The following is a 17,388-nucleotide window of genomic DNA, read 5'->3' on the forward strand; positions in this document are numbered from 1 at the left end:
GGAGAGCCCGTCGGGATCGACTCTTCGTTGCGGCGGTCTCCTGCCTGATGGCAGAGCGAGCAGCACGGCGTAGCACACCAAGGTCACATACACGCTTCCGCCGCTGATAAGGCGCGGTGATCGTGGGCGTGCTTCCCGATCGACCGATGCGGCTGAGGAAGCCAGCGCTGGTGCCGACCGTAGCGCTGGGCCGGCAGGTCACGAGCGGTCGGCGGCCCGGTGCGAGCCCGGTCTAGGGGGAGCAGGTTGGGAGCAGCGGGGTGCCCTGAACAGCTTTGAACAGCATCCAACGGCATCGAACAGCACTCAACTGCACCCACCCCTGCCTGCGGATCCACGTTCTCCCAGGTCAGAGCAGGTGCGGCGTCCTGCTTCCCGCGGAGTGCTCCGCGGTTCTGCGATGTAGTCGACAACGCTCTATGTCGCCTGGCAGGGGAGTGTGCGCAGGTCAAGGCGGTAAGGAGCCATTGGTTGGCCTGGCCTTGCAACTGGGAGCAGATTGGGTGCAGGTTGGCGAAGAGGTCTCCGTGCCCGAAGTGCTCACTGATGCCGGACAGAGACGAGGCGCTTTGACCTGCGGTGATGGAGATGGAGCGGTGCGGCGTGACCTCCCAGTAGATGTCGAAGTGGTCAGGCGTTGCTGCTCCCGCGATGGCTGGCGCCGGCCGACGTCTCGGTTCGCCTAAGGTCACGTCTTTAGGTGTGCTGCGGATCGATGTGGAGCGTTGTGGGTGAGCTTGCTGGGAGTCCGCCGCAGTTCCACCATTCGAGACACTGATCCCACGGGAAGCGTTCTGACCTGGCCCTTCAGGCTGGTGGACTCTTCGGCGGAACCGAAGGCGTCAGCACTGGCAGGCCGCGTGGAAGGCTCCCATGCTGATCAGGCGATCGAACTATCCATGACGCACGTTCCCGCAGGCTGCGGGTTTATGGGGCTCAGATCCCACTTCTGACGAATGACGGCAGGTGCTTGGCTGCCCTGCCGAATGGGTCCTGGTCTCTACGCTGTGCCCATGCAGGTCTTCCTTCCCGTTCTGTCGGCAGCGTTAGGGGCCGTCGTCGCCTTCGCCAGCGTGTGGTTGACCCAGCGCCGCACGGACAGCCGGTCTTTGCAGGAGCGCCGTGAACAGCGCCTGCTCCCCGCCTACTTGCGTTATCACTGCCATGTTCGCGAATGGGTCAAATCGATCGAGGGGCACGCACGGGCTGGTGGCATCACGGACGAATCCAATGACTTGATGCGGTCCGCCTTCGACAGTCTTAAAATGTCAGGCTACGAGATCGATTTGTTGGCCCCTCCTCACATCTCACGTGCAGCCGAGGAAGTTGAAGACCAGCTCTTGAGGCTCACCGAGAATCTGGGGTATGACCTGCGTCTTGCGTCTTTGAGTGCCGCCTCTGTTCCTGTCACCCGAGAGGTGATCAAGGAGGAGTTATTCCAGATAAGCGACGCAAGAATGACTTTGATGGTGCTAATGCAGCAAGATCTAGGTATACGAGTCATGGATGACTCGAGCATTGGAGTGCGAGACGAGAATCGGCTACTTCAGCAATAGCCATGACGGGCCAGGTCTCGGTCGCCGCTACAACTCACTGTGGAGTTGTCAAGGACCGAACGACGAGTGACCGTGCCCGCTGCGTTCCCGCGGCGGTACACCGTGAGCCGTCAGCGAACGCGGCCACGAAAAGCCCGACCTGGTCATCGGCGCAGCCGGCGTTGAGCACCAACCACGAGCCGGGCGCCAGCGGTGCCACCGGCCACGGCGGCGGCCCGTCGTCCGGATCTGTCGCGAGTCGGATGCCACGAGGCGTTTACCACCGCTGTGACCATGAGGACCTGACCGGTGCAAACGCGAGCCGGAGCGTCGCCTGCCGCGGAGAATCTGGTCCCGGTACTGCTGGAAGGTGTGCCGGACAGCGGTTAGCGACCGCCCGGCTGTCTCATGCCGTCTGGATCGGTCACATGGTCATCGAGGTCACCGCCCAGGCACCCGAGCTGGTGGACCGGGCTCGTGCCGCCGGCACCTGGCCATATCAGACTTGGACCCCTCAGGCGTAGCGCCCACACGTTCGGGGCCCGGCCGGCCGCTTTGGGAGCCCGCTCCACATCAGCGGGCTCTCCGCAGCCCGGCCTGACTCGAACGGTGCTGCCACCAGAGCGGGAGCGCATGGGCAAGGTTCGAGCCGAGCGATGCACGCCTCCCCGGTGTCCGGCTCCCCCGGGTTGTCGGCACGCTTCCCGGCGGGCGGTGCCTGGCCTGACGAACGCCGTCAGCGGGCCGGCCAGAAACCGATCATTATCCGCTCGGGGCCGACGGTGCGCCCGACCGGATCGAAGTCGGGCGAGCGCAGCAGCGCCCGCATCTGGGCCCTGCCTGCGACGTCGACGCGTACCCGGTAGCGGCCGGGAGGGCCTACTGGCAGAAGGTCGCTTACGGGGGCCATGTCGAGCAGGTGCGACAGGTACACGGTGCCGGTTTGCAGGGTGACCGCCGTGCTGTCGGTATCCGGCCACGTCGTGGAATCGACGGCCGCGGGTTCTCCGTCCCACGCCTGCACGGTCACCGACGCCCGACAGGTGGCGTTCGACGGGCTGGCGACAAACAGTGCGTCGCGCCCGCTCCAGCAGATGCGGTCCTGACTGAAGTCGGGGTCGCCGATATCGTCGGCGCGCTCGTCGAGCACGAGGAACAGGCCGTGGTCGGCGGCGACCGTGCCGCTGACGCTGCCGAGCAGATGTACCACCGTCACCTCCGCAGGGATATCCCAGCGTCACCTCCGCAGGGATATCTCAGGCCGACGCCGCACGGCGCCGGCCTGGGATATGGTTACCCGACTAACTGTCTACTGATGCACCTGGAGACTGCCCCGCTCAGTGGTTGCGGATCGGCCACGTCAAGGCCCCGGCAGAACCGTCTATTTCGCTTGGCACCGACAAAATACCTTCCGCGGCTGACGTAGCAGTTCATCGGCCCCACGACCGCCTGCTCAGCGAAGCCACCACCGCCGAAAGTCGGTGCGAGCAGGCGACGACCGTCAGTCGCCCGCCCGACAACCTCAGTGCCAGGGATGAAAGGCAGATCCGGCAAGGGTTGATACGACCCGCGAAAGCGGCTGGTACCGGCGAAGTTGACCCCTGCCGCGCTCACGTCGACGAGCAACTGCCCATCGATGGCCACCGGTTCAGGCAACTGACAAGATTCAAGACCTTGGGCCCGCCGAAGCGGGCACACTGCACGGCTCGCATGATCAGCACCGTGTACCGCGCCCGGCAGCAACCGGCCCACGCACAGTCCGACTCCATGATGTCCATCCGGTCCGATCGGCGAAGCGGGTGGTCCGCAAGGCTGTCGTGCCGAAGAGCGTGCGTAGGGCCAGCTAGGTGTTCTGTCCAGAGAGGTTGGGGACGCGGCTGGCGGGGGGCTGCCGAGTGCGGTGTGGTGGCGGTGATTGTTGTTTGTGTGGAGCCAGGCGGGCAAGGCGGCGCGTCGGGCGGACTCCGATCGGTAGGGCTTGACGCCGTGCGGATGCTTGTGCGGCGAGGCGCAACGACCCTGCTCGAACACGCCCGCGCTTCCTGGACCGCCATCTTCCGGAACTATTTCAACGACCCGAACCAGTTCAGGAAGGCCGCCGCGTTTCTCAGCTTCGCCATCGAGCAGCTCACCGACCTCATCGAAGGGTCGGGCTGGGAGCGGGAGTATCCCCGTGACGTCTGGCAGCTGCGCTTGTCTCGGCTACATCCCGCCGCCGCGTTACGGCAACTCAACCACACCGATATTCAGCAGCGCTGGCTCGTCGACTGCGCGAAGCGGTGGCTGCACTGGCGGCTGACCGTCGAGGAGAAGTCGATCAATACCGTGTCGGCCGATCTGCTGGCGCTGCGCCGGCTCTCGGCCTTTTTGACCGTGACCGGGCAAGCGCGCTACTCGATCCGCCAGCTTACCCGCCCAGTACTGGAGCAGCACATCGCCTGGCTGCACCAGCAACCGCAGCTCGGCAGCAGTGCCACCATCCGCGACAGCATCAGCGCCCTGGCGGTCTTCCTCCCGGCGTTGCAGGACCAGAGGACTGGGCGCCCGACCTGCCCCGAAACGCCGTCATCTACGCCCCGGACTACCCGAGAACGGATCCCGCTACGCGCCGGCGGCCTGAACGCCCACATCATGACCCAGGTCCGCGCGCACCTGCCCCGCTGGCCCCAGCCCGACGGCCGATTCCTGACCGAGCCATGCTGGCCACCGGGCTGCGCGTCGGTGACGCCTGCGCGTTCGGCTACGACCCGATCGTCCGCGACCGTGACGACAACCCGTACATCCGGTACTGGAACCACAAGATGCGCCGCGAAGCCTACGTCCCCATCAGCCTGGCAACGCTCGACAAGATCCGTGAACAACAGACCAGGGTGCGCGAGCAGTACCCGGCGGAGACTGCGGCATACCTCAGTCAGCCAGCTCCCCGGGGCCGGCCCGTTGACGGGTTGAGCGTTGGGGGCGGCCTCCCCAAACACGAGGTGGTCGTGCGGCTGTTGCCTGCGGTCCAGGGCAGGTCACCGCGTCTGGTGCCCGTGTTCAGTTGCTTGAGGATGCGGGCTTATGGCTCTCGAAAGAGGATGCGACACGTTGCTGTAAACGTTCGGATTGAGCGACTGACCCACCGCTCACACCAAGACCCTGCCGAGCCGCATGGTAGAAGCGATCACGTCGCGTGTTGGCCTGCTCGATGATTTCGGGTAGCGGCTGGGAAGTCTCCCCGACGCTACGGGCTCGGTGCTCGAGCCTCCAGACCGCCTCTCGCCAATCTTGCGCTGCAGCGACGGTGGCGGCGTCCCCAAGCAGCAGGACGTTTTCCCATACGAGGGTGTGCCTGAGGTCGGCGTTGGCGAGCAGAGCGAGTGCCGCTGTTTCGTCCAACCCCGAGCGGTACGCGTCACCGGCGTTCATGGACAGGACCTTCAGGGATACTGCCTGGATTTCCTTGAGCACTTGGGCGAACTCGCTGTACGCCTCCATCCGTCGTTCGTCCCATCGCACGGCCTGACCGCGTTTCCACTGGCTTCTGCTGGACAGGGCGGTCGCTAGACCTGTAGCCAGGGCACCGACGACGACGCCCAGTAGTGCCGGTAGCTGTGAGACGAACGCGTCCATCGCTCAAGGGTGTCACCCAGCGGCAACTCATGGATGGCGCCGGATTCACCGTTAATGCGACCCGCTGATGTCCTACAGCGCCGGAAACCGATTCCGTCGGCGTCCGCTTGCCTGATACCGCGACGGGCCGCTTCCCGTGATGCTCGCATCATGATCACCGTGATTCTGACCGGGGACGCTGGGAAATCTGGCTATCCGTCCGATCATTATGCGCGCGACGTGGAACGTACAGGAGTTGGTAAGGCGGTTCCCTCACGATGGAGTGAAGGCCTCCGGTTGTGGAGTGGATCTGTCGAGGAACCGCTCCGGCAACCAGGAGGCCTTCATGCTCCACCGTAATGCTGCTCTGACCCCACGCGCGCGTCTGCGGCTTGCGCGTCTGGTCGTGGACGAGGCCTGGCCGGTCGCCAGGCGGCACGGCGTTATGACGTCTCCTGGCGCACGGCCAAACGCTGGGCAGATCGTTACCGCGCGCAGGGCGCTGACGGTATGCGGGACCGTTCGTTTCGCCCCACCACAGCCCGACACGCACACCGCAGCCCGTGGTCCGCAAGGTCGTGCACCTGCGCTCCAAGCAGCGCCTCGGCCCCGTCCAGATCGGCGGGCGCCCGCCACCCCTCGGCCAGTCCTTTGTGGATGACAGCCGCGACCCGCAAGGGAAGAACAGGAATCGACGGACCGCCGAACCATTTGCTCGGGTGGTCCTGGGGCTGCTGACGAGCAGTACGCTGCCCTTGCGGTCGGCTTGCTCAACGGCGAGGGCGAGTGGACGCTCACCGAGCGCCTGGGCGTACGTGGGTCGTCCGCGCACTCGCCACCTGTAGACCACGCCGTCGACCGTGATGAGCCGAGAGCCCTTCGTGGTCAACGCCACGTCGGTCCCCTCGCCATCAGATGCCGGTGCCTGCAGCCAACCACGCCGCACCAGTGGTCGGGGTACACAGGGGGCACAGGACACCGTCAAACGTGGTCGACCAGCAACCAACGATGGCAGCCGGAGACGGTGTGTGACCAGGGACCGACCAGCATTCCTGCTGGTGGCGGGACACCGGCTCTTAGTTCCGCTCCAAGGTTTGAACGCCGTAGCATGCGCGCGTGTCAGATGACCCGATCTTCACGGCAGTGCTCGACAGCTTGCTTGAGTGCCTGGCGTTCTTCGAGCTGTGCGACGACGAGACACTCCACCCGGACATTGCCGTGCAGCAGATCGATGATGCAGCGTCCCGCCTGGGCGCGCTAGAACCTGCCGATCGGGCGCGTCTAGCCGCCGCCATCGCAGCCAGAGCGGAGAACTTCCAACCGCCCTACCGCCAGTTCGTCGAAGATGCGCCGGAGGCGTTCGGTCTCCTGGACGAGGACGATTGACCGAGCACCGCAGCCTGAGCTGTCGACAGCAACGGTGACAGCAACCGGCCCGGACGAAGAGGTCGGGTTGACCAGGCAGGTGGTCAACAAGTCCGGGAAGTATGGCCGGCTGCTGTCACGGGTGGACCTGTTCCAGGTTGTAGCCGCAGGTAGCGGTCGTTATGGAGTAGCCGACGGTGGCCGTCGCCAGCACGAGGCCAACACCGACGCCGAGGGCTGCTGCGCCTTTGGTGGACAGCCCAGTTCGCCAAACGCATACGGCAGTCACCACTGCGGCCGGGGGCAGCGAGAACGCGAGGGAGAGCCATACGGTCTCGCGCAACACCCATACCAACCAGGCTGGGTCTCCAGTGAGTTCCTCGCACGGCACCGGGTGTGCGGGCATAGGTGCCGCCGCCAGCGGCGCGGTGGCCAGACCAGCGAACGCGTATGCCAACAGTGTCCAGCCCATCGCAGCCCGGATCCTCGGCCAGTTATTCACAACACGGGACTGTGCCAGAGGCCGCCGAAGACGGCTACGGCGTTGCGCGTCCGTTTCAGGCGTCGCACCGGGAAGTGCGCCCAGGAGGCGTCGCCTACAGCAGGTGGCGGGTTCGGCGCGGATATTGGCGGGGTGTTGGAGAAGCGGGCGACGGAGTTGACCCGGTGGACCATCCACGGCGAGCGGGTCGTGTACGACACCCGGCGGGCGCGGTTGGGTATCGCTGAGGTGGAGTTGCCAGACGGCGTGCGCTTCGAGCAGTACGTGATCCGGGCTCCCCGGGTCGGCCATGGTCGCCGTCCTCGACGATCGGGAGCGCCTGTTGTTGATGCGGCGGCACCGGTTCGTGTTCGACCGGTGGGTGTGGGAGTTACCCGGCGGTTACGCCGACGAGGAGCAGCCGGCGCAGTGCGCGGTACGGGAGGTCGAGGAGGAAACTGGCTGGCGACCTCATGGGGTGGAGTCGTTGCGCTCCGACCACTGTTCCAGATGAGTCGCGGTCAGCAACTCGGTCATAGGATCTCCCTTACCGCCCCAAGATAGGGCGTCGGGGCGACAGTTTCGCTGCCGCGATGCTGCCTCCGTCTCGCGACTTCGCCGGCGGCCCCGGCCCCGACGCCATGCTCGGGACGGACCCTGACTGCACTGCTTCCGCTTATGCCGCATCGCGCTGGGCAGCGTCCCGCCAGGCTCCCGCATGTGCCGTCGCGCGGATCATCCGGTCCTTCCGGTCCGGCCACGATCCGCCCCGAATCTACGATGGCTTGATGACCATTTCCGACCGCGTCACCACGGACGAAGCCCGGGTCGAGGAGGCCCTGCGGCTGCTCTCCGGCGTGCCCGTCGAGCTGAATGTCGCCGTCAAGCGGCTCAGCCGTGGCAGCGGTGTCTACGCTTGGTGGGCTGCTCCCTCGGTCTTTCCCGACCTCCCCGGGCTGCCGAATGAGAACGTCCCGTCAGTACGGCTGCTGTACCTCGGACGGGCGACCAATTTGCGGGGCCGGATCCTGCGCAACCATCTGAGGCGTTCGGGCAGTTCGACTCTGCGTCGTACCCTGGCCGGACTTCTGCTAGCCGAGGGCTACCGGACGACCTGGACCGACCGTGTCGTCCTGGTCCCCGAGGATGAGGCGCGGCTGACCGCATGGATACACAGGCATCTGCGCTTGACGTGGGTGGAGGACGCGGAGCCGGCGACCATCGAGGCGGCGCTTGTCCGGCGTGTGCACCCACCGCTCAACGTACAAGGCGTCGACCCCGAGCATCTCCAATCGGCCGTGGTCGCGGCCAAGAACTCATACAACGCCAGCAGCCGCCCGGCCGAGCCTCCGCGAATGCCGTAACTGGTTGCCCGCCACACGCACGGGTGCGACTGGCGCTCATGCCGCCGATCTGTTGCTACGCGGTGTCATTCCACCCCGATCGAACCGGCTTCCGTCGTGCCGGCCAGAGCAGGAATTGATGGATTACGCCTCGTCGCCGGGATCGAGCCAGCGCCGGAGTGCGTAGGCGAGTCATGGATAAGTGCGCTCTCTCGAGGTTCGGGGTGAAAAAGTGTGCGAAAGATAGCTGTCATCGCGGAGCCCGGCGTGTGCGACGCTTGGGGGGCGTCCCGCCACGCACGATCCGCAGCACCCGCCTGGTCGACCTGGTCAACACCCTCGACCCCAAGCTCGTCGCCGCAGCACTCGGCCTCGACCCGCAAGCCCCGCTGATCTACCTCGCCGACCGGATCGACCTGGACCGACTCCAGGAGTTCAGCGGCCCATCCCAGTCGAGGGCGTAGATAGCGGCTGCTGACCCTCTCTACATCTCCACCCACAGGGAACCGGGCTCACAGCTCGGCAGGAACTCGCCGCTCATGCGATGCTTGCCGCCGCCTCCACCCTCCAGTGAGAACCCCAACGCAGCCCACTATCCCAGCCGTCAACAGCACCGATCCGCTGATGAAGTCAGCCACACGGTTCGGCCAGGGCAAGATCGAGGGAGTGGTGAACAGACCAAGGACAAACGGTTCAAGCACGGCTCCGGCGGGGACGACAAAGCGGGCCGCCACCCCCCACAGATTCGGCCGCCGCGCGATCGCGCCCACCAGTCCGAGCGGTCCGCCCACAACCATCGCAGCCAGGAGCCAGTGCCGGTTGGCCGTCCAAACACCCGGATCGAACATTCCGAAGGCTATCCCCACGCCGTAGTGCACCACGCAAGCGGTGAGCAAGGAGACCGCTCCGGCGGCAAAGGCCGAGACGGGGCGACGGACGAGCCACCCGGACCCCGCTGCCAGCCCGGCCCAGACCGACCCGGCATTGACCAGCTGGCTGAGCGTCAACCGCGCGGCAAGCAGCGTGTTTGCCTTGCCTTCAAGCTGACTCAGGGTCGTCACGTTCGAGGCAAGTGACACCAGAGCCAGCACGCTGGCCGCGGCAACCACCAGCCACCATCCCCGTCGATCCATAGCAAGAGGTTACGCACTAAAGGATCACCCCTCCGGACAGGACCGTCGCAGGGCTCGGTTGACTCAAGTCGCCCTGGACGAACCTGTCCGCTTTCGACGGTGCCTGACACACGTTCACGTGAACATGTGCCCCTTTGCCGAAGCTCTTGTTCGAGGTGAGCAGGGTGGAGCCCTTCTCGTATCGCTTGGAGATGACCTGGAAGACGAGGTTGGCTTGGGCGGGTTCCAGCGGCTGGTAGCCGACCTCCGGGACGTAGCCAGCGTTCGCGGCTTTGCCGAAGAGAGTGCGTCTGCGTCTCGGCGATAAGCCGCGGTTAGCCGATATCCCAGGACGCGAGGTGAGTGCCGCAATGCAGGCATTGGAACAGATACGCGGTGGGCTCACCGTTGCGATCGAGCCGGTGCAGGAACTCTTCGGTTTCCTCGGGTGACCAGCCCAGTTGCCGGTGGCTCGCCCGAAGCATGTTCAGGGCGTCCGGATGAGGTTCGACATCGCGGTAGCCAGCCGGGCCGAGAAAAGCCGCGCCATCGCCGCAGTGGTAGAGCCATGACTCTTGCTGCCAACCGGTGAAGCCAGGGGTCCGGCGAGTGATCTCCTCGATGACGTGGTGCGGCACGCCGTCAGGCACGTCGACCGCGTCGCTGAACTCGGCAGGCATGTCCAGGAGGTCGCTGCCATTCGTGGCGACGGCAACGACGCCGAGCGCCCTGGAAGCCTCCCCGGAGTAGATGCAGTGCAGGCAAAGAGTCCCGGGTTGCCTGCCGTAGATCGGTCCCCGGTAGCGAACTTGCCGAAGTTGACCGCAGACACTGCATTCGTGCTCAATCTGCATCGCCGAGCCCGTGGCTAAGGGGTCAGGGTGGTATCGAAACACCGGCTCGGTCACGAGCCCATCATGCCAACTGTTGGTCACAGCCCCGACGGGGCTGCTGATCCCCACCACCTCGCACACGCCTTCAAGCCCGGTCAGAGGACCGTTGATCTGGCGGTGTAGAAGAAGGCGTACTCGGGCGAGCCGGGAAGACTCTCGTCGTGGGCTCGACCGGCTCGGATGTCGAACGGCCAGCCGTACTTCGTCGCGAAGGCAGCGGCCACCTCGCGCAGCGCGGTTTCACCGGTGATCGGACGAGCGGTGCCGTTCACCACCAGGTCGAGGTCTTCGCCGCTCGCGGTGATGACGCAGGACGGGTTGCGCGCGAGGTTACGGCTCTTGCGGGAGCTGGGACGGCTTGCGACGCACGGCGTCTCGTCGACCAGCACCGGCATCACCGGTGTGGCGTGCGGGCGCCCATCTGGCCGTACCGTCGAGAGCCAGCACTTCTGCACCGACCGCAGGCAGGCCAGTGCCTGACTCCAGGGTTTCAGGGTCGCGACGTCGGTGTTGAACGGCGTCGCGTCCTCCGGCCGGAAGAGTAGCTCGGCAACCGGTGTGCTGGCGGTCATGCCGGGGCTCCGGACGTGCCGTACTCGTCGTGCAGCCGCCACCACTGGTAGGGCTGGGTCTGCGGCCAGCCCTCCGGCGAGTCCTCCCAGGCCTCCTGCCGGCCGTACGGTGCCAGGTCGAGGAAGGTCCAGTTGCTGCCGACCCGTTCTACCCCGCGGGCGGTGGTGGAGTAGGTACGGAAGATTCGTTCGTCGTCGCGGAGGAAGACGTTCAGCGCGAACCCGTCACCGGCTCCCATGTCCGCGTTGAAGCTGTTGTTCAGCGACGAGTACCACGGGACGGCCCAGCCCATCCGTCGCCGAAACGCCATGAGGTCGGCCAGCGGGCCGTGGGACGCCAGCGCCAGGGTGACGTCACGGGCGTTGAGGTGGGCCAGGTGTCCGATGTTGTCGGCGAACATCGAGCAGCCGGAGCAGACGTCGTCGGCGCCGTGCCACATGAAGGTGTAGACGACGAGCTGGCGGCGACCCTCGAACAGGTCGACCAGGCGGGCCGGCCCGTCGGGGCCCTCGAACACATAGTCCCGTTCGATCAGGGTCATCGGCAGCCTGCGCCGCGCCGCAGCGACGGCATCCAGCTGACGGGTGAGTTCCTTTTCTCTGACGCGGAGGGTGTCCAGGGCGGCTTGCCAGTCCTCGGTCGGCACGACGAGCGGCAGGTTCATGCGGCCTCTTCTCGGTCGAGGGACGTCCGGGCGGTCCGTTCCCTCAAGGGACGGACCAGGTGACGGTAGCAGCGTCCGTTCCCTTAGGGAATCCTCTTGCGTATCGTGGCGTCATGCAGCGAACGCAGTTCGGCGCCATGGCGTGCTCGATCGCCCGAACTCTCGACGTCATCGGTGAGCCGTGGTCCCCGCTGATCCTGCGCGACATCTACGCCGGCACGACTCGCTTCGAGCAGCTCCAGCGGCAGCTCGGCATCTCTCGCAAAGTGCTCGCCGAGCGGTTGAGTTGGCTGGTCGGGCACGGTGTGCTGGCTCGGCGTGAATACTCTGCCCGGCCGGTCCGCCATGAGTACACGTTGACCGACAAGGGCACGGAGTTGTGCGACCTGCTCCTGGTCCTGGTCCGGTGGGGCGACCGGTGGACCGCGAACGACGCCGGCCCGCCGGTGCTCTTCCGCCACCACGACTGCGGCGAGATCAGCCACGTGGAACTGCGGTGCGCGCAATGCGGACGACCCATGCACGCCACGGACATCGATCTGTTGCCCGGCCCGGGTGCCGATGCCGGAGCCGCCGACCGGGGGTGAACGGGTGAGGCGGTCGTCGACGTCTGGCGATCCCCACTTGACGTCTCCGCCTCAGGTGACCGTGGCGGCGGTAAGGAAGAACGTAACCGCGTACGTGAACCGGCGCGCCACAACGGCTTCGTCGAACTGCTCCTCGAAGGCACGAGCTTCGGCCGGGTCGAGTGCGCCGCGTCGAGCAGCTGTGGCAGCCCAACTGCGGAGGCCGAGGACGTTGTCGACGGCGGTGGGATTCCTGACCACCAGCGTTCGGGGCTCGACGGTGACGTCGGCCAGGCCGTGTGCGGCGAGGAGGCCACCATGTTGGTGCGCCAGTGTGCCGTTGCGGAGGAGGACGTCAGCCCGGAACCTCAGCACGCGCCGGGCCAGGCCCTGATCGGCGATGTCGAGCACCTGGGTGTCGTAGTCGGGGTCCGCGAGGACGACGCGACCACCCCGCCGGACGACCCTGATGAGTTCCTTGATCGCCGCGTCCGGATGGGCGAGGTGTTGCAGGGTGCGGTCGGCCCAGGCCCCGTCGAATGAGTCGGCGAGGAAGGGCAGGTGATGAGCGTCGGCGACGGTGCTGTGGGTCAGGCCGCGAGCTTGCATGGCAGCAGCCATGGTCAGTGCGTGGTCCACCGTCACCACGCTGACACTGTGTTGACCCTTCAGCCTGGCTGCGCTTGCCCCCGTGCCAGCCCCGACATCGACGTAGCGACGACCAGGCGCCGGCTCGAGCAGCTGACGGACCCGCTGCTGGTACGCCTGGTAGAAGGGTTCCTCGCTGAGACGGTCCAGGACGTCGACCCACGAGTCCGGATCCGGCTGGCGGTCGACGTCGGTGAACCCGTGCATGGTTGGCAGCTTAGATCGGGGGTTGCGCTCGCGATGTCGCCTCCGACAGCAACGGTGCCGGTCGGCGGCGCTGCTCGGAGGCCGCGCGTGACCACGCACGGTCCGGTCCGGAGCCTGCCGGCGACCGGAATCTGGGAACGGGACCATCAGGAAGGGGTGAAGAGGGTGCCAGTTCCCCTCGGAGAGACGATCTCAACTGCGGGCGCTGCCCCCGGACCACGACACGAGCCGGACAATACGTGGAGCAAGGACGCGCACTCGGACTGCCGCGACACGCAGGTCTCGGGCCACCGCCTCACCGATGACAGAGGGCGACCAGCACACGCCCCCGCCGGTCGAGGTCAGCGGGGGCGCTGTCGTTCCTGGAGCTACTGCTCGGCACCGACGAGGCTGGGGGAGTCGCTCTCTCCCGACACCTTCGCACTCACCAGTGAGGTGAGCACCGACAGCACCGCCGCACCGGATGCGATGCCTCCGGCGGCTGCCCAGTCCGCCTGCCACGCGTTGAACACGACATCAGCGCCCCAATAGAGGAGCAGGCCCTGTGCGGCGCTCTTCACCGCCCGCTCGGCGGTGGCCTTCCAGAACTTGGTGGTGAACATCTCGGTACCTCCAGGGGTAGATGCATCGGACCGTCCATATGCCAAGAATGCCTGGTCAGAGGCGGTAAGTGCTTGCCGCGCTGGCCGGAATCACCGGCTGCTGGGCCGGAGGCATCGGCGGAACAGGCCCGCGAGGAGGCGCTCGCAGTGCGCCACCCGCGTCCCTGGAACCTCGGCGCGGGCGATCACGCCGAGGACTGTCAGATCCGTGACTACGACGGAGGGCGGAAGCTGATGCGCATCAGCCGACTGTCGGCCCAGTCTTCGAGTCGGGTCGGCCGGATGGTGCCGGGGTCGTGGGGCTGATTGAGGTCCGCCACGATCTCCGCCAGCACGGCCTGACGTTCTGCTGGGTCGGTGACAGGGGTGGCCCGTGCGGGCAGATCCGCGCGTACCCCGTTCTTGAGGTGGAAGGTGAAGTCGGGATTGGCGAGCAGGTTCGCATGCCAGTCGGTCGCGCCACCGCCGGCGCCGCTGCACAGGTAGGTGGTGCCCGCGGCTCTGTAGAAGAAGATCTCGATGCGGCGTGGTCGGCCGGTACGGCGCCCCAGCGTGGTGATGTCGATGATCCGTTCGCTGGTGCCCGCGGCGGGGGTGATCTCGATGGCCCGTCGGATGTGGTCGGGCAGGTGGGACACGGACGTGTCCCGTGTGGAGTCGTTCGCCCCGGCCGTCCCCGGGGTGCTCATGCGGTCTCGGCCTGGAGGGCGGGCCCGAGGAGGAGTCCGCCGTCGATGACGTACTCCGACCCCGTGATGAACGACGCGTCCGAGGACGTGAGGAACAGCAGAAGCCGGCTGACCTCGCTCGGCTCCCCGAGCCGGGGGACGGCGAACGGCTCGGGTGAGTAGAAGTCGGCGATCGCCGCGACCGCGCCGGCTGCTGGTTCGTGGATGAAGGATGTCGAGATCACGCCGGGGTGGATGGTGTTCACCCGGATGTGGTCGCGGCCGAGTTCGAGTGCCGCCGTTTGGGTGAGGCCCCGCACGGCCCACTTGCTGGCGACGTACGGCGCGTAGTGCGCCGTGCCGCCCAGGCCCATCGTCGAGGCGACGTTGACGATGGCTCCTCCTCCCGCGCGGCGCAGAGCCGGGGCTGCGACCTTGATGCCGAGGAAGGTCCCGGTGAGGTTGATGTCGAGGATGCGCGACCACGTGGCCTGCTCCGTGCTCTCGATCGTTGCCGGCGGATTCTGCACGCCTGCGTTGTTGACGAGCACGTTCAGGGCGCCGAAGGCGTTCTCGGCGGCCAGCACGGCGGCGGACCACGAGCTTTCGTCGGTGACGTCCAGGCGGGCGAAGCGGGCGCGGTCCCCGAGCTCGTCGGCGAGAGCGGCGCCGCGTCGCGCGTCGATGTCGGCGATCACCACGTTCGCTCCCTCCGCGTGAAAGGCGCGCACGTGGCTTGAGCCCTGGCCGCCGGTCCCGCCGGTCACGAGCACTGTCTGGTTGTGGAAGCGGGGCATCAGATGCTCCTTGGGTACGGGGGTGAAGGGCCGGATCACCGGTGATGAGCGGCGGCCCAATGGTGAGCCGGTCGACTCACCATTACCCGACACTAGGTCGGCGGCGGTTGCGAGTCAAGCCACTCACCTCGTAGGCTCGGCCCATGAGCAAGGTCGTGCCGACGTACCACCAGCGGGTCGCCCAGGAGAAGCGCGCGTTGATCGTGACGGCCGCGACCGCGCTGTTCCTCGAGCTGGGGTACGACCGGACGTCGCTGGCGCGGATCGCCGAGTGCTCCGGCGTTTCGCGGGCCACCTTGTTCAAGCAGTTCCCGACCAAGGCCGCCCTGTTCGACGCCATCGTGACCGAGTCCTGGTCGACCGCGGCCGAGGAGGCTCCTCCGCCGGTCGGCAACGTCATCGACGGGCTGAGCATCATCGGTCGCCGATACGCCGAGCTGCTGGGCCGTTCCCAGATGACCGACCTGTTCAGGATCGTCATCGCCGAGCTGCCGCGCTTCCCCGAGCTGGCCCATGCGCAGTTCTCGCAGGGGAAGATGCCCTACTTCGAGTCCGTACGCAGCTACCTCCTCGCTGAGCACGAGGCGGGCACGGTGCGTGTCGAGGACGCGGAACTCGCCGCCACCCAGTTCCTGGGCATGATCTCCAACTACGTCTTCTGGCCGACACTGCTGGTGCCCGGCTGGGAGGTGAGTGCCGAGCGCGTCGCTCAGGTGGTCGACGAGGCCGTCCGCACCATCGCCGCCCGGTACGCCACCACGGGGCCGGGGGCATCCACCAACGACTGAGCCCCACCCACCGAGACGGAGTCCCGCCGCAGGAGCTGCTGCCCGCGCGAGGCCGTCAGCACGCCAGGTGATCCATCGCCCGATGGGTGCCGAGGTGCTACGAAGGGTACGTGTCAGACCCGACGAGTTCCCTCGACGCCACCTCCCTCGAGACTCCGCGCCTGCTGTTGCGCCGCTTGCAGGACGACGACCTGGACGGGTTCGCCGCGATCAACGCGCAACCCGAGGTGATGCGCTACATCCACGACGGCAACACCCTGGACCGCGCCGCGACCGCGAAGCGCCTGGCCGTCTATCAGCGGCACTGGGACGAGCACGGCTTCGGCCTGTACGCGGTGCAGATCAAGGAGACCGGCGAGCTGGCCGGTTTCACCGGACTGGCCGTGCCGACCTTCCTGCCCGAGATCATGCCGGCGGTGGAGATCGGTTGGCGGCTCGGCCGTTCGCACTGGGGTCGGGGCCTGGCCACCGAGGCGGCCCGGGCCGTCGTCGCCCGCACCCGTGCCGAGCTCGACCTACGGCGGCTGGTCAGCATCCACGTCGTCGGCAATGAGGCGTCCGCTCGGGTGATGGTCAAGCTGGGCATGTCGCTGGAGCGCGAAACGGTGCAGCCGGACACCGGCCGCCGGGTCCGGGTGTACGCGATGGACCTGTAGCGCGGCATCGATGCATGGGCCCGGCGACCAGCGTTGGCCGATCCGATCTGCGAAGCAGCCCACCATGATCGAGCAGTTCCGGTGACGTCGGATCATCCGACACGGCCCGCGGTTCCCGCCCCAGCGTGTTCCTACACTGCTCGGCGTGACATTGCAGGCGTACGACCGCGGGGTGCTCGCCGTGCAGCGGCGCGCTTTCGATGAGGCTCGTGAGCAGTTGGCGTCGGCCGGTTCGGACGACAGGGCGTTGCTGTTGCTGGGCCAGTTGGCCAGCAACGGTGATGGTGAGCCGGTGGACCCGGTGAGGGCCCGCCGGCTGTACGAGCGGGCAGCCGAGTTGGGCAACGGCGAAGGCGCCCACAATCTCGGCGTTCTGTACGCCACAGGACGAGGTGTCGCCCAGGACTTCGCGGTGGCGCTTGAGTGGTATCGGCGTTCGGCCGAGCTGGGTGATGTGCCTGCCCGCCGGATGGTCGGTCTGATGTACGCCACCGGGCAGGGCGTGCCGGTCGACGAGGACGAGGCGGAGCGACAGTGGCGATCGGCAGCGGCCGCCGGCGAAGTCCGGGCACTTCACGACCTGGGGACGCTCTTCGCGTACCACAAGAGCCGGCTGCCGGAGGCAGACCTCCTGGTGCGGCGGCAGGCTTCCCAGAGCGCCGCCGCGCAGCGACAATGCGGCGATGTCTGACGTCACTAAGCCGCTCCGCTATCGCCTCATCACCGGACCCGACGACGCTGAGTTCTGCGCCCGGGTCAGCGCCCTTCTCGACCAGGGCTACCAGCTGCACGGATCGCCGGCCCTGACCTTCGACGGCGACCGCGTCATCGCCGCACAGGCGTTGGTGCTGTCGCACTCCGCCAAGGGCAGCGCAGGGTGGTGACGTCCCAGCCTGCCC

21 protein-coding genes and 3 pseudogenes are annotated in these 17,388 nt (G+C 66.9%); 12 read left to right on the forward strand and 12 right to left on the reverse strand.

Annotated elements, in window-relative coordinates:
- Positions 1-1,013 precede the first annotated feature (1,013 nt).
- The gene (locus AB0B85_RS19685; protein WP_357409202.1) at positions 1,014-1,556 is read left to right on the forward strand and encodes a hypothetical protein; all 543 of its coding nucleotides are present in this window, start codon (positions 1,014-1,016) and stop codon (positions 1,554-1,556) included.
- A gap of 715 nt (positions 1,557-2,271) precedes the next feature.
- On the opposite strand, the gene AB0B85_RS19690 is transcribed toward AB0B85_RS19685, so the two are convergent.
- Positions 2,272-2,745 (reverse strand): hypothetical protein, encoded by a 474-nt coding sequence (locus AB0B85_RS19690; RefSeq protein WP_357409204.1) that lies wholly within the window; start codon positions 2,743-2,745, stop codon positions 2,272-2,274.
- A gap of 776 nt (positions 2,746-3,521) precedes the next feature.
- Between AB0B85_RS19690 and AB0B85_RS19695 the strand changes: the two genes are divergently transcribed.
- On the forward strand, positions 3,522-4,484 hold the full coding sequence (locus AB0B85_RS19695; protein WP_357409437.1) for a hypothetical protein: 963 nt from the start codon (positions 3,522-3,524) through the stop codon (positions 4,482-4,484).
- A gap of 87 nt (positions 4,485-4,571) precedes the next feature.
- Here AB0B85_RS19695 and AB0B85_RS19700 read toward each other — a convergent pair whose 3' ends face one another.
- On the reverse strand, positions 4,572-5,147 hold the full coding sequence (locus tag AB0B85_RS19700) for a hypothetical protein (RefSeq protein ID WP_357409206.1): 576 nt from the start codon (positions 5,145-5,147) through the stop codon (positions 4,572-4,574).
- A 325-nt stretch (positions 5,148-5,472) separates the two neighbouring features.
- Between AB0B85_RS19700 and AB0B85_RS19705 the strand changes: the two are divergent.
- Together AB0B85_RS19705 and AB0B85_RS19710 are read left to right on the forward strand one after the other, a co-directional pair.
- Positions 5,473-5,755, forward strand: a pseudogene (locus AB0B85_RS19705) (leucine zipper domain-containing protein); the annotation flags it as partial.
- Between the two features lie 487 nt (positions 5,756-6,242).
- Positions 6,243-6,512, forward strand: coding sequence for a hypothetical protein (locus tag AB0B85_RS19710; RefSeq protein ID WP_357409208.1), 270 nt, complete (start codon positions 6,243-6,245; stop codon positions 6,510-6,512).
- Positions 6,513-6,627: 115 nt separating this feature from the next.
- On the opposite strand, the gene AB0B85_RS19715 is transcribed toward AB0B85_RS19710, so the two are convergent.
- Entirely contained in the window at positions 6,628-6,963 is a 336-nt protein-coding gene (locus AB0B85_RS19715) for a hypothetical protein (protein WP_357409209.1), read from the reverse strand.
- A gap of 162 nt (positions 6,964-7,125) precedes the next feature.
- On the opposite strand from AB0B85_RS19715, the pseudogene AB0B85_RS19720 reads away from it, so the two are divergent.
- The 3 genes and pseudogenes from AB0B85_RS19720 to AB0B85_RS19730 all read left to right on the forward strand — a co-directional run.
- Positions 7,126-7,444, forward strand: a pseudogene (locus AB0B85_RS19720) (NUDIX domain-containing protein); the annotation flags it as partial.
- 316 nt (positions 7,445-7,760) lie between these two features.
- Complete coding sequence (locus AB0B85_RS19725) at positions 7,761-8,336, forward strand: GIY-YIG nuclease family protein (protein ID WP_357409212.1); 576 nt, start codon at positions 7,761-7,763, stop codon at positions 8,334-8,336.
- A gap of 248 nt (positions 8,337-8,584) precedes the next feature.
- Positions 8,585-8,779, forward strand: a complete 195-nt coding sequence (locus AB0B85_RS19730) for a hypothetical protein (RefSeq protein ID WP_357409214.1) — start codon at positions 8,585-8,587, stop codon at positions 8,777-8,779.
- 48 nt (positions 8,780-8,827) lie between these two features.
- Here the strand turns inward: AB0B85_RS19730 and AB0B85_RS19735 are convergent, their stop codons facing one another.
- From AB0B85_RS19735 to AB0B85_RS19755, 5 genes and pseudogenes are all read right to left on the reverse strand, one after another.
- Entirely contained in the window at positions 8,828-9,448 is a 621-nt protein-coding gene (locus tag AB0B85_RS19735) for a hypothetical protein (RefSeq protein WP_357409216.1), read from the reverse strand.
- A gap of 133 nt (positions 9,449-9,581) precedes the next feature.
- A pseudogene (locus AB0B85_RS19740) lies at positions 9,582-9,701 on the reverse strand (ATP-binding protein); the annotation flags it as partial.
- A 61-nt stretch (positions 9,702-9,762) separates the two neighbouring features.
- Positions 9,763-10,335, reverse strand: coding sequence for a CbrC family protein (locus AB0B85_RS19745; RefSeq protein ID WP_357409217.1), 573 nt, complete (start codon positions 10,333-10,335; stop codon positions 9,763-9,765).
- Between the two features lie 80 nt (positions 10,336-10,415).
- Positions 10,416-10,892 (reverse strand): pyridoxamine 5'-phosphate oxidase family protein, encoded by a 477-nt coding sequence (locus AB0B85_RS19750; RefSeq protein ID WP_357409220.1) that lies wholly within the window; start codon positions 10,890-10,892, stop codon positions 10,416-10,418.
- Complete coding sequence (locus AB0B85_RS19755) at positions 10,889-11,557, reverse strand: DUF899 domain-containing protein (protein WP_357409222.1); 669 nt, start codon at positions 11,555-11,557, stop codon at positions 10,889-10,891. The genes AB0B85_RS19750 and AB0B85_RS19755 overlap by 4 nt, the downstream gene beginning before the upstream one ends.
- 113 nt (positions 11,558-11,670) lie before the next feature.
- On the opposite strand from AB0B85_RS19755, the gene AB0B85_RS19760 reads away from it, so the two are divergent.
- Positions 11,671-12,144, forward strand: a complete 474-nt coding sequence (locus AB0B85_RS19760) for a helix-turn-helix domain-containing protein (RefSeq protein ID WP_357409224.1) — start codon at positions 11,671-11,673, stop codon at positions 12,142-12,144.
- Positions 12,145-12,195: 51 nt separating this feature from the next.
- On the opposite strand, the gene AB0B85_RS19765 is transcribed toward AB0B85_RS19760, so the two are convergent.
- The 4 genes from AB0B85_RS19765 to AB0B85_RS19780 all read right to left on the reverse strand — a co-directional run bounded on the left by AB0B85_RS19765 (position 12,196) and on the right by AB0B85_RS19780 (position 15,045).
- On the reverse strand, positions 12,196-12,978 hold the full coding sequence (locus tag AB0B85_RS19765; RefSeq protein WP_357409226.1) for a methyltransferase domain-containing protein: 783 nt from the start codon (positions 12,976-12,978) through the stop codon (positions 12,196-12,198).
- A gap of 368 nt (positions 12,979-13,346) precedes the next feature.
- The gene (locus AB0B85_RS19770; protein WP_278144631.1) at positions 13,347-13,580 is read right to left on the reverse strand and encodes a holin; all 234 of its coding nucleotides are present in this window, start codon (positions 13,578-13,580) and stop codon (positions 13,347-13,349) included.
- 212 nt (positions 13,581-13,792) lie between these two features.
- Positions 13,793-14,269: a nitroreductase/quinone reductase family protein gene (locus AB0B85_RS19775; RefSeq protein ID WP_357409229.1), complete on the reverse strand. Its 477-nt coding sequence runs from the start codon at positions 14,267-14,269 to the stop codon at positions 13,793-13,795.
- Positions 14,266-15,045, reverse strand: a complete 780-nt coding sequence (locus tag AB0B85_RS19780; RefSeq protein WP_357409231.1) for an SDR family oxidoreductase — start codon at positions 15,043-15,045, stop codon at positions 14,266-14,268. Before AB0B85_RS19780 ends, AB0B85_RS19775 begins: the two co-directional genes overlap by 4 nt.
- A gap of 143 nt (positions 15,046-15,188) precedes the next feature.
- On the opposite strand from AB0B85_RS19780, the gene AB0B85_RS19785 reads away from it, so the two are divergent.
- From AB0B85_RS19785 to AB0B85_RS19800, 4 genes are all read left to right on the forward strand, one after another.
- The gene (locus AB0B85_RS19785) at positions 15,189-15,833 is read left to right on the forward strand and encodes a TetR/AcrR family transcriptional regulator (RefSeq protein WP_357409233.1); all 645 of its coding nucleotides are present in this window, start codon (positions 15,189-15,191) and stop codon (positions 15,831-15,833) included.
- A 110-nt stretch (positions 15,834-15,943) separates the two neighbouring features.
- Positions 15,944-16,489: a GNAT family N-acetyltransferase gene (locus AB0B85_RS19790; RefSeq protein ID WP_357409235.1), complete on the forward strand. Its 546-nt coding sequence runs from the start codon at positions 15,944-15,946 to the stop codon at positions 16,487-16,489.
- 145 nt (positions 16,490-16,634) lie between these two features.
- Entirely contained in the window at positions 16,635-17,180 is a 546-nt protein-coding gene (locus tag AB0B85_RS19795) for a tetratricopeptide repeat protein (protein WP_357409237.1), read from the forward strand.
- Positions 17,173-17,373, forward strand: coding sequence for a DUF1737 domain-containing protein (locus AB0B85_RS19800; protein WP_357409239.1), 201 nt, complete (start codon positions 17,173-17,175; stop codon positions 17,371-17,373). Before AB0B85_RS19795 ends, AB0B85_RS19800 begins: the two co-directional genes overlap by 8 nt.
- The last annotated feature ends 15 nt before the right edge of the window (positions 17,374-17,388 follow it).

It is taken from the genome of Micromonospora sp. NPDC049044, assembly GCF_040649215.1.
Classification (GTDB): Bacteria; Actinomycetota; Actinomycetes; order Mycobacteriales; family Micromonosporaceae; genus Micromonospora.

Excerpts from the sequence above, each read along its gene's own strand:
- AB0B85_RS19685 (WP_357409202.1), top strand. The coding sequence starts at position 1,014 with ATGCAGGTCTTCCTTCCCGTTCTGTCGGCAGCGTTAGGGGCCGTCGTC.
- AB0B85_RS19700 (WP_357409206.1), bottom strand. The coding sequence starts at position 5,147 with ATGGACGCGTTCGTCTCACAGCTACCGGCACTACTGGGCGTCGTCGTC.
- AB0B85_RS19715 (WP_357409209.1), bottom strand. The coding sequence starts at position 6,963 with ATGGGCTGGACACTGTTGGCATACGCGTTCGCTGGTCTGGCCACCGCG.
- AB0B85_RS19725 (WP_357409212.1), top strand. The coding sequence starts at position 7,761 with ATGACCATTTCCGACCGCGTCACCACGGACGAAGCCCGGGTCGAGGAG.
- AB0B85_RS19735 (WP_357409216.1), bottom strand. The coding sequence starts at position 9,448 with ATGGATCGACGGGGATGGTGGCTGGTGGTTGCCGCGGCCAGCGTGCTG.
- AB0B85_RS19750 (WP_357409220.1), bottom strand. The coding sequence starts at position 10,892 with ATGACCGCCAGCACACCGGTTGCCGAGCTACTCTTCCGGCCGGAGGAC.
- AB0B85_RS19755 (WP_357409222.1), bottom strand. The coding sequence starts at position 11,557 with ATGAACCTGCCGCTCGTCGTGCCGACCGAGGACTGGCAAGCCGCCCTG.
- AB0B85_RS19760 (WP_357409224.1), top strand. The coding sequence starts at position 11,671 with ATGCAGCGAACGCAGTTCGGCGCCATGGCGTGCTCGATCGCCCGAACT.
- AB0B85_RS19765 (WP_357409226.1), bottom strand. The coding sequence starts at position 12,978 with ATGCACGGGTTCACCGACGTCGACCGCCAGCCGGATCCGGACTCGTGG.
- AB0B85_RS19770 (WP_278144631.1), bottom strand. The coding sequence starts at position 13,580 with ATGTTCACCACCAAGTTCTGGAAGGCCACCGCCGAGCGGGCGGTGAAG.
- AB0B85_RS19775 (WP_357409229.1), bottom strand. The coding sequence starts at position 14,269 with ATGAGCACCCCGGGGACGGCCGGGGCGAACGACTCCACACGGGACACG.
- AB0B85_RS19780 (WP_357409231.1), bottom strand. The coding sequence starts at position 15,045 with ATGCCCCGCTTCCACAACCAGACAGTGCTCGTGACCGGCGGGACCGGC.
- AB0B85_RS19785 (WP_357409233.1), top strand. The coding sequence starts at position 15,189 with ATGAGCAAGGTCGTGCCGACGTACCACCAGCGGGTCGCCCAGGAGAAG.
- AB0B85_RS19800 (WP_357409239.1), top strand. The coding sequence starts at position 17,173 with ATGTCTGACGTCACTAAGCCGCTCCGCTATCGCCTCATCACCGGACCC.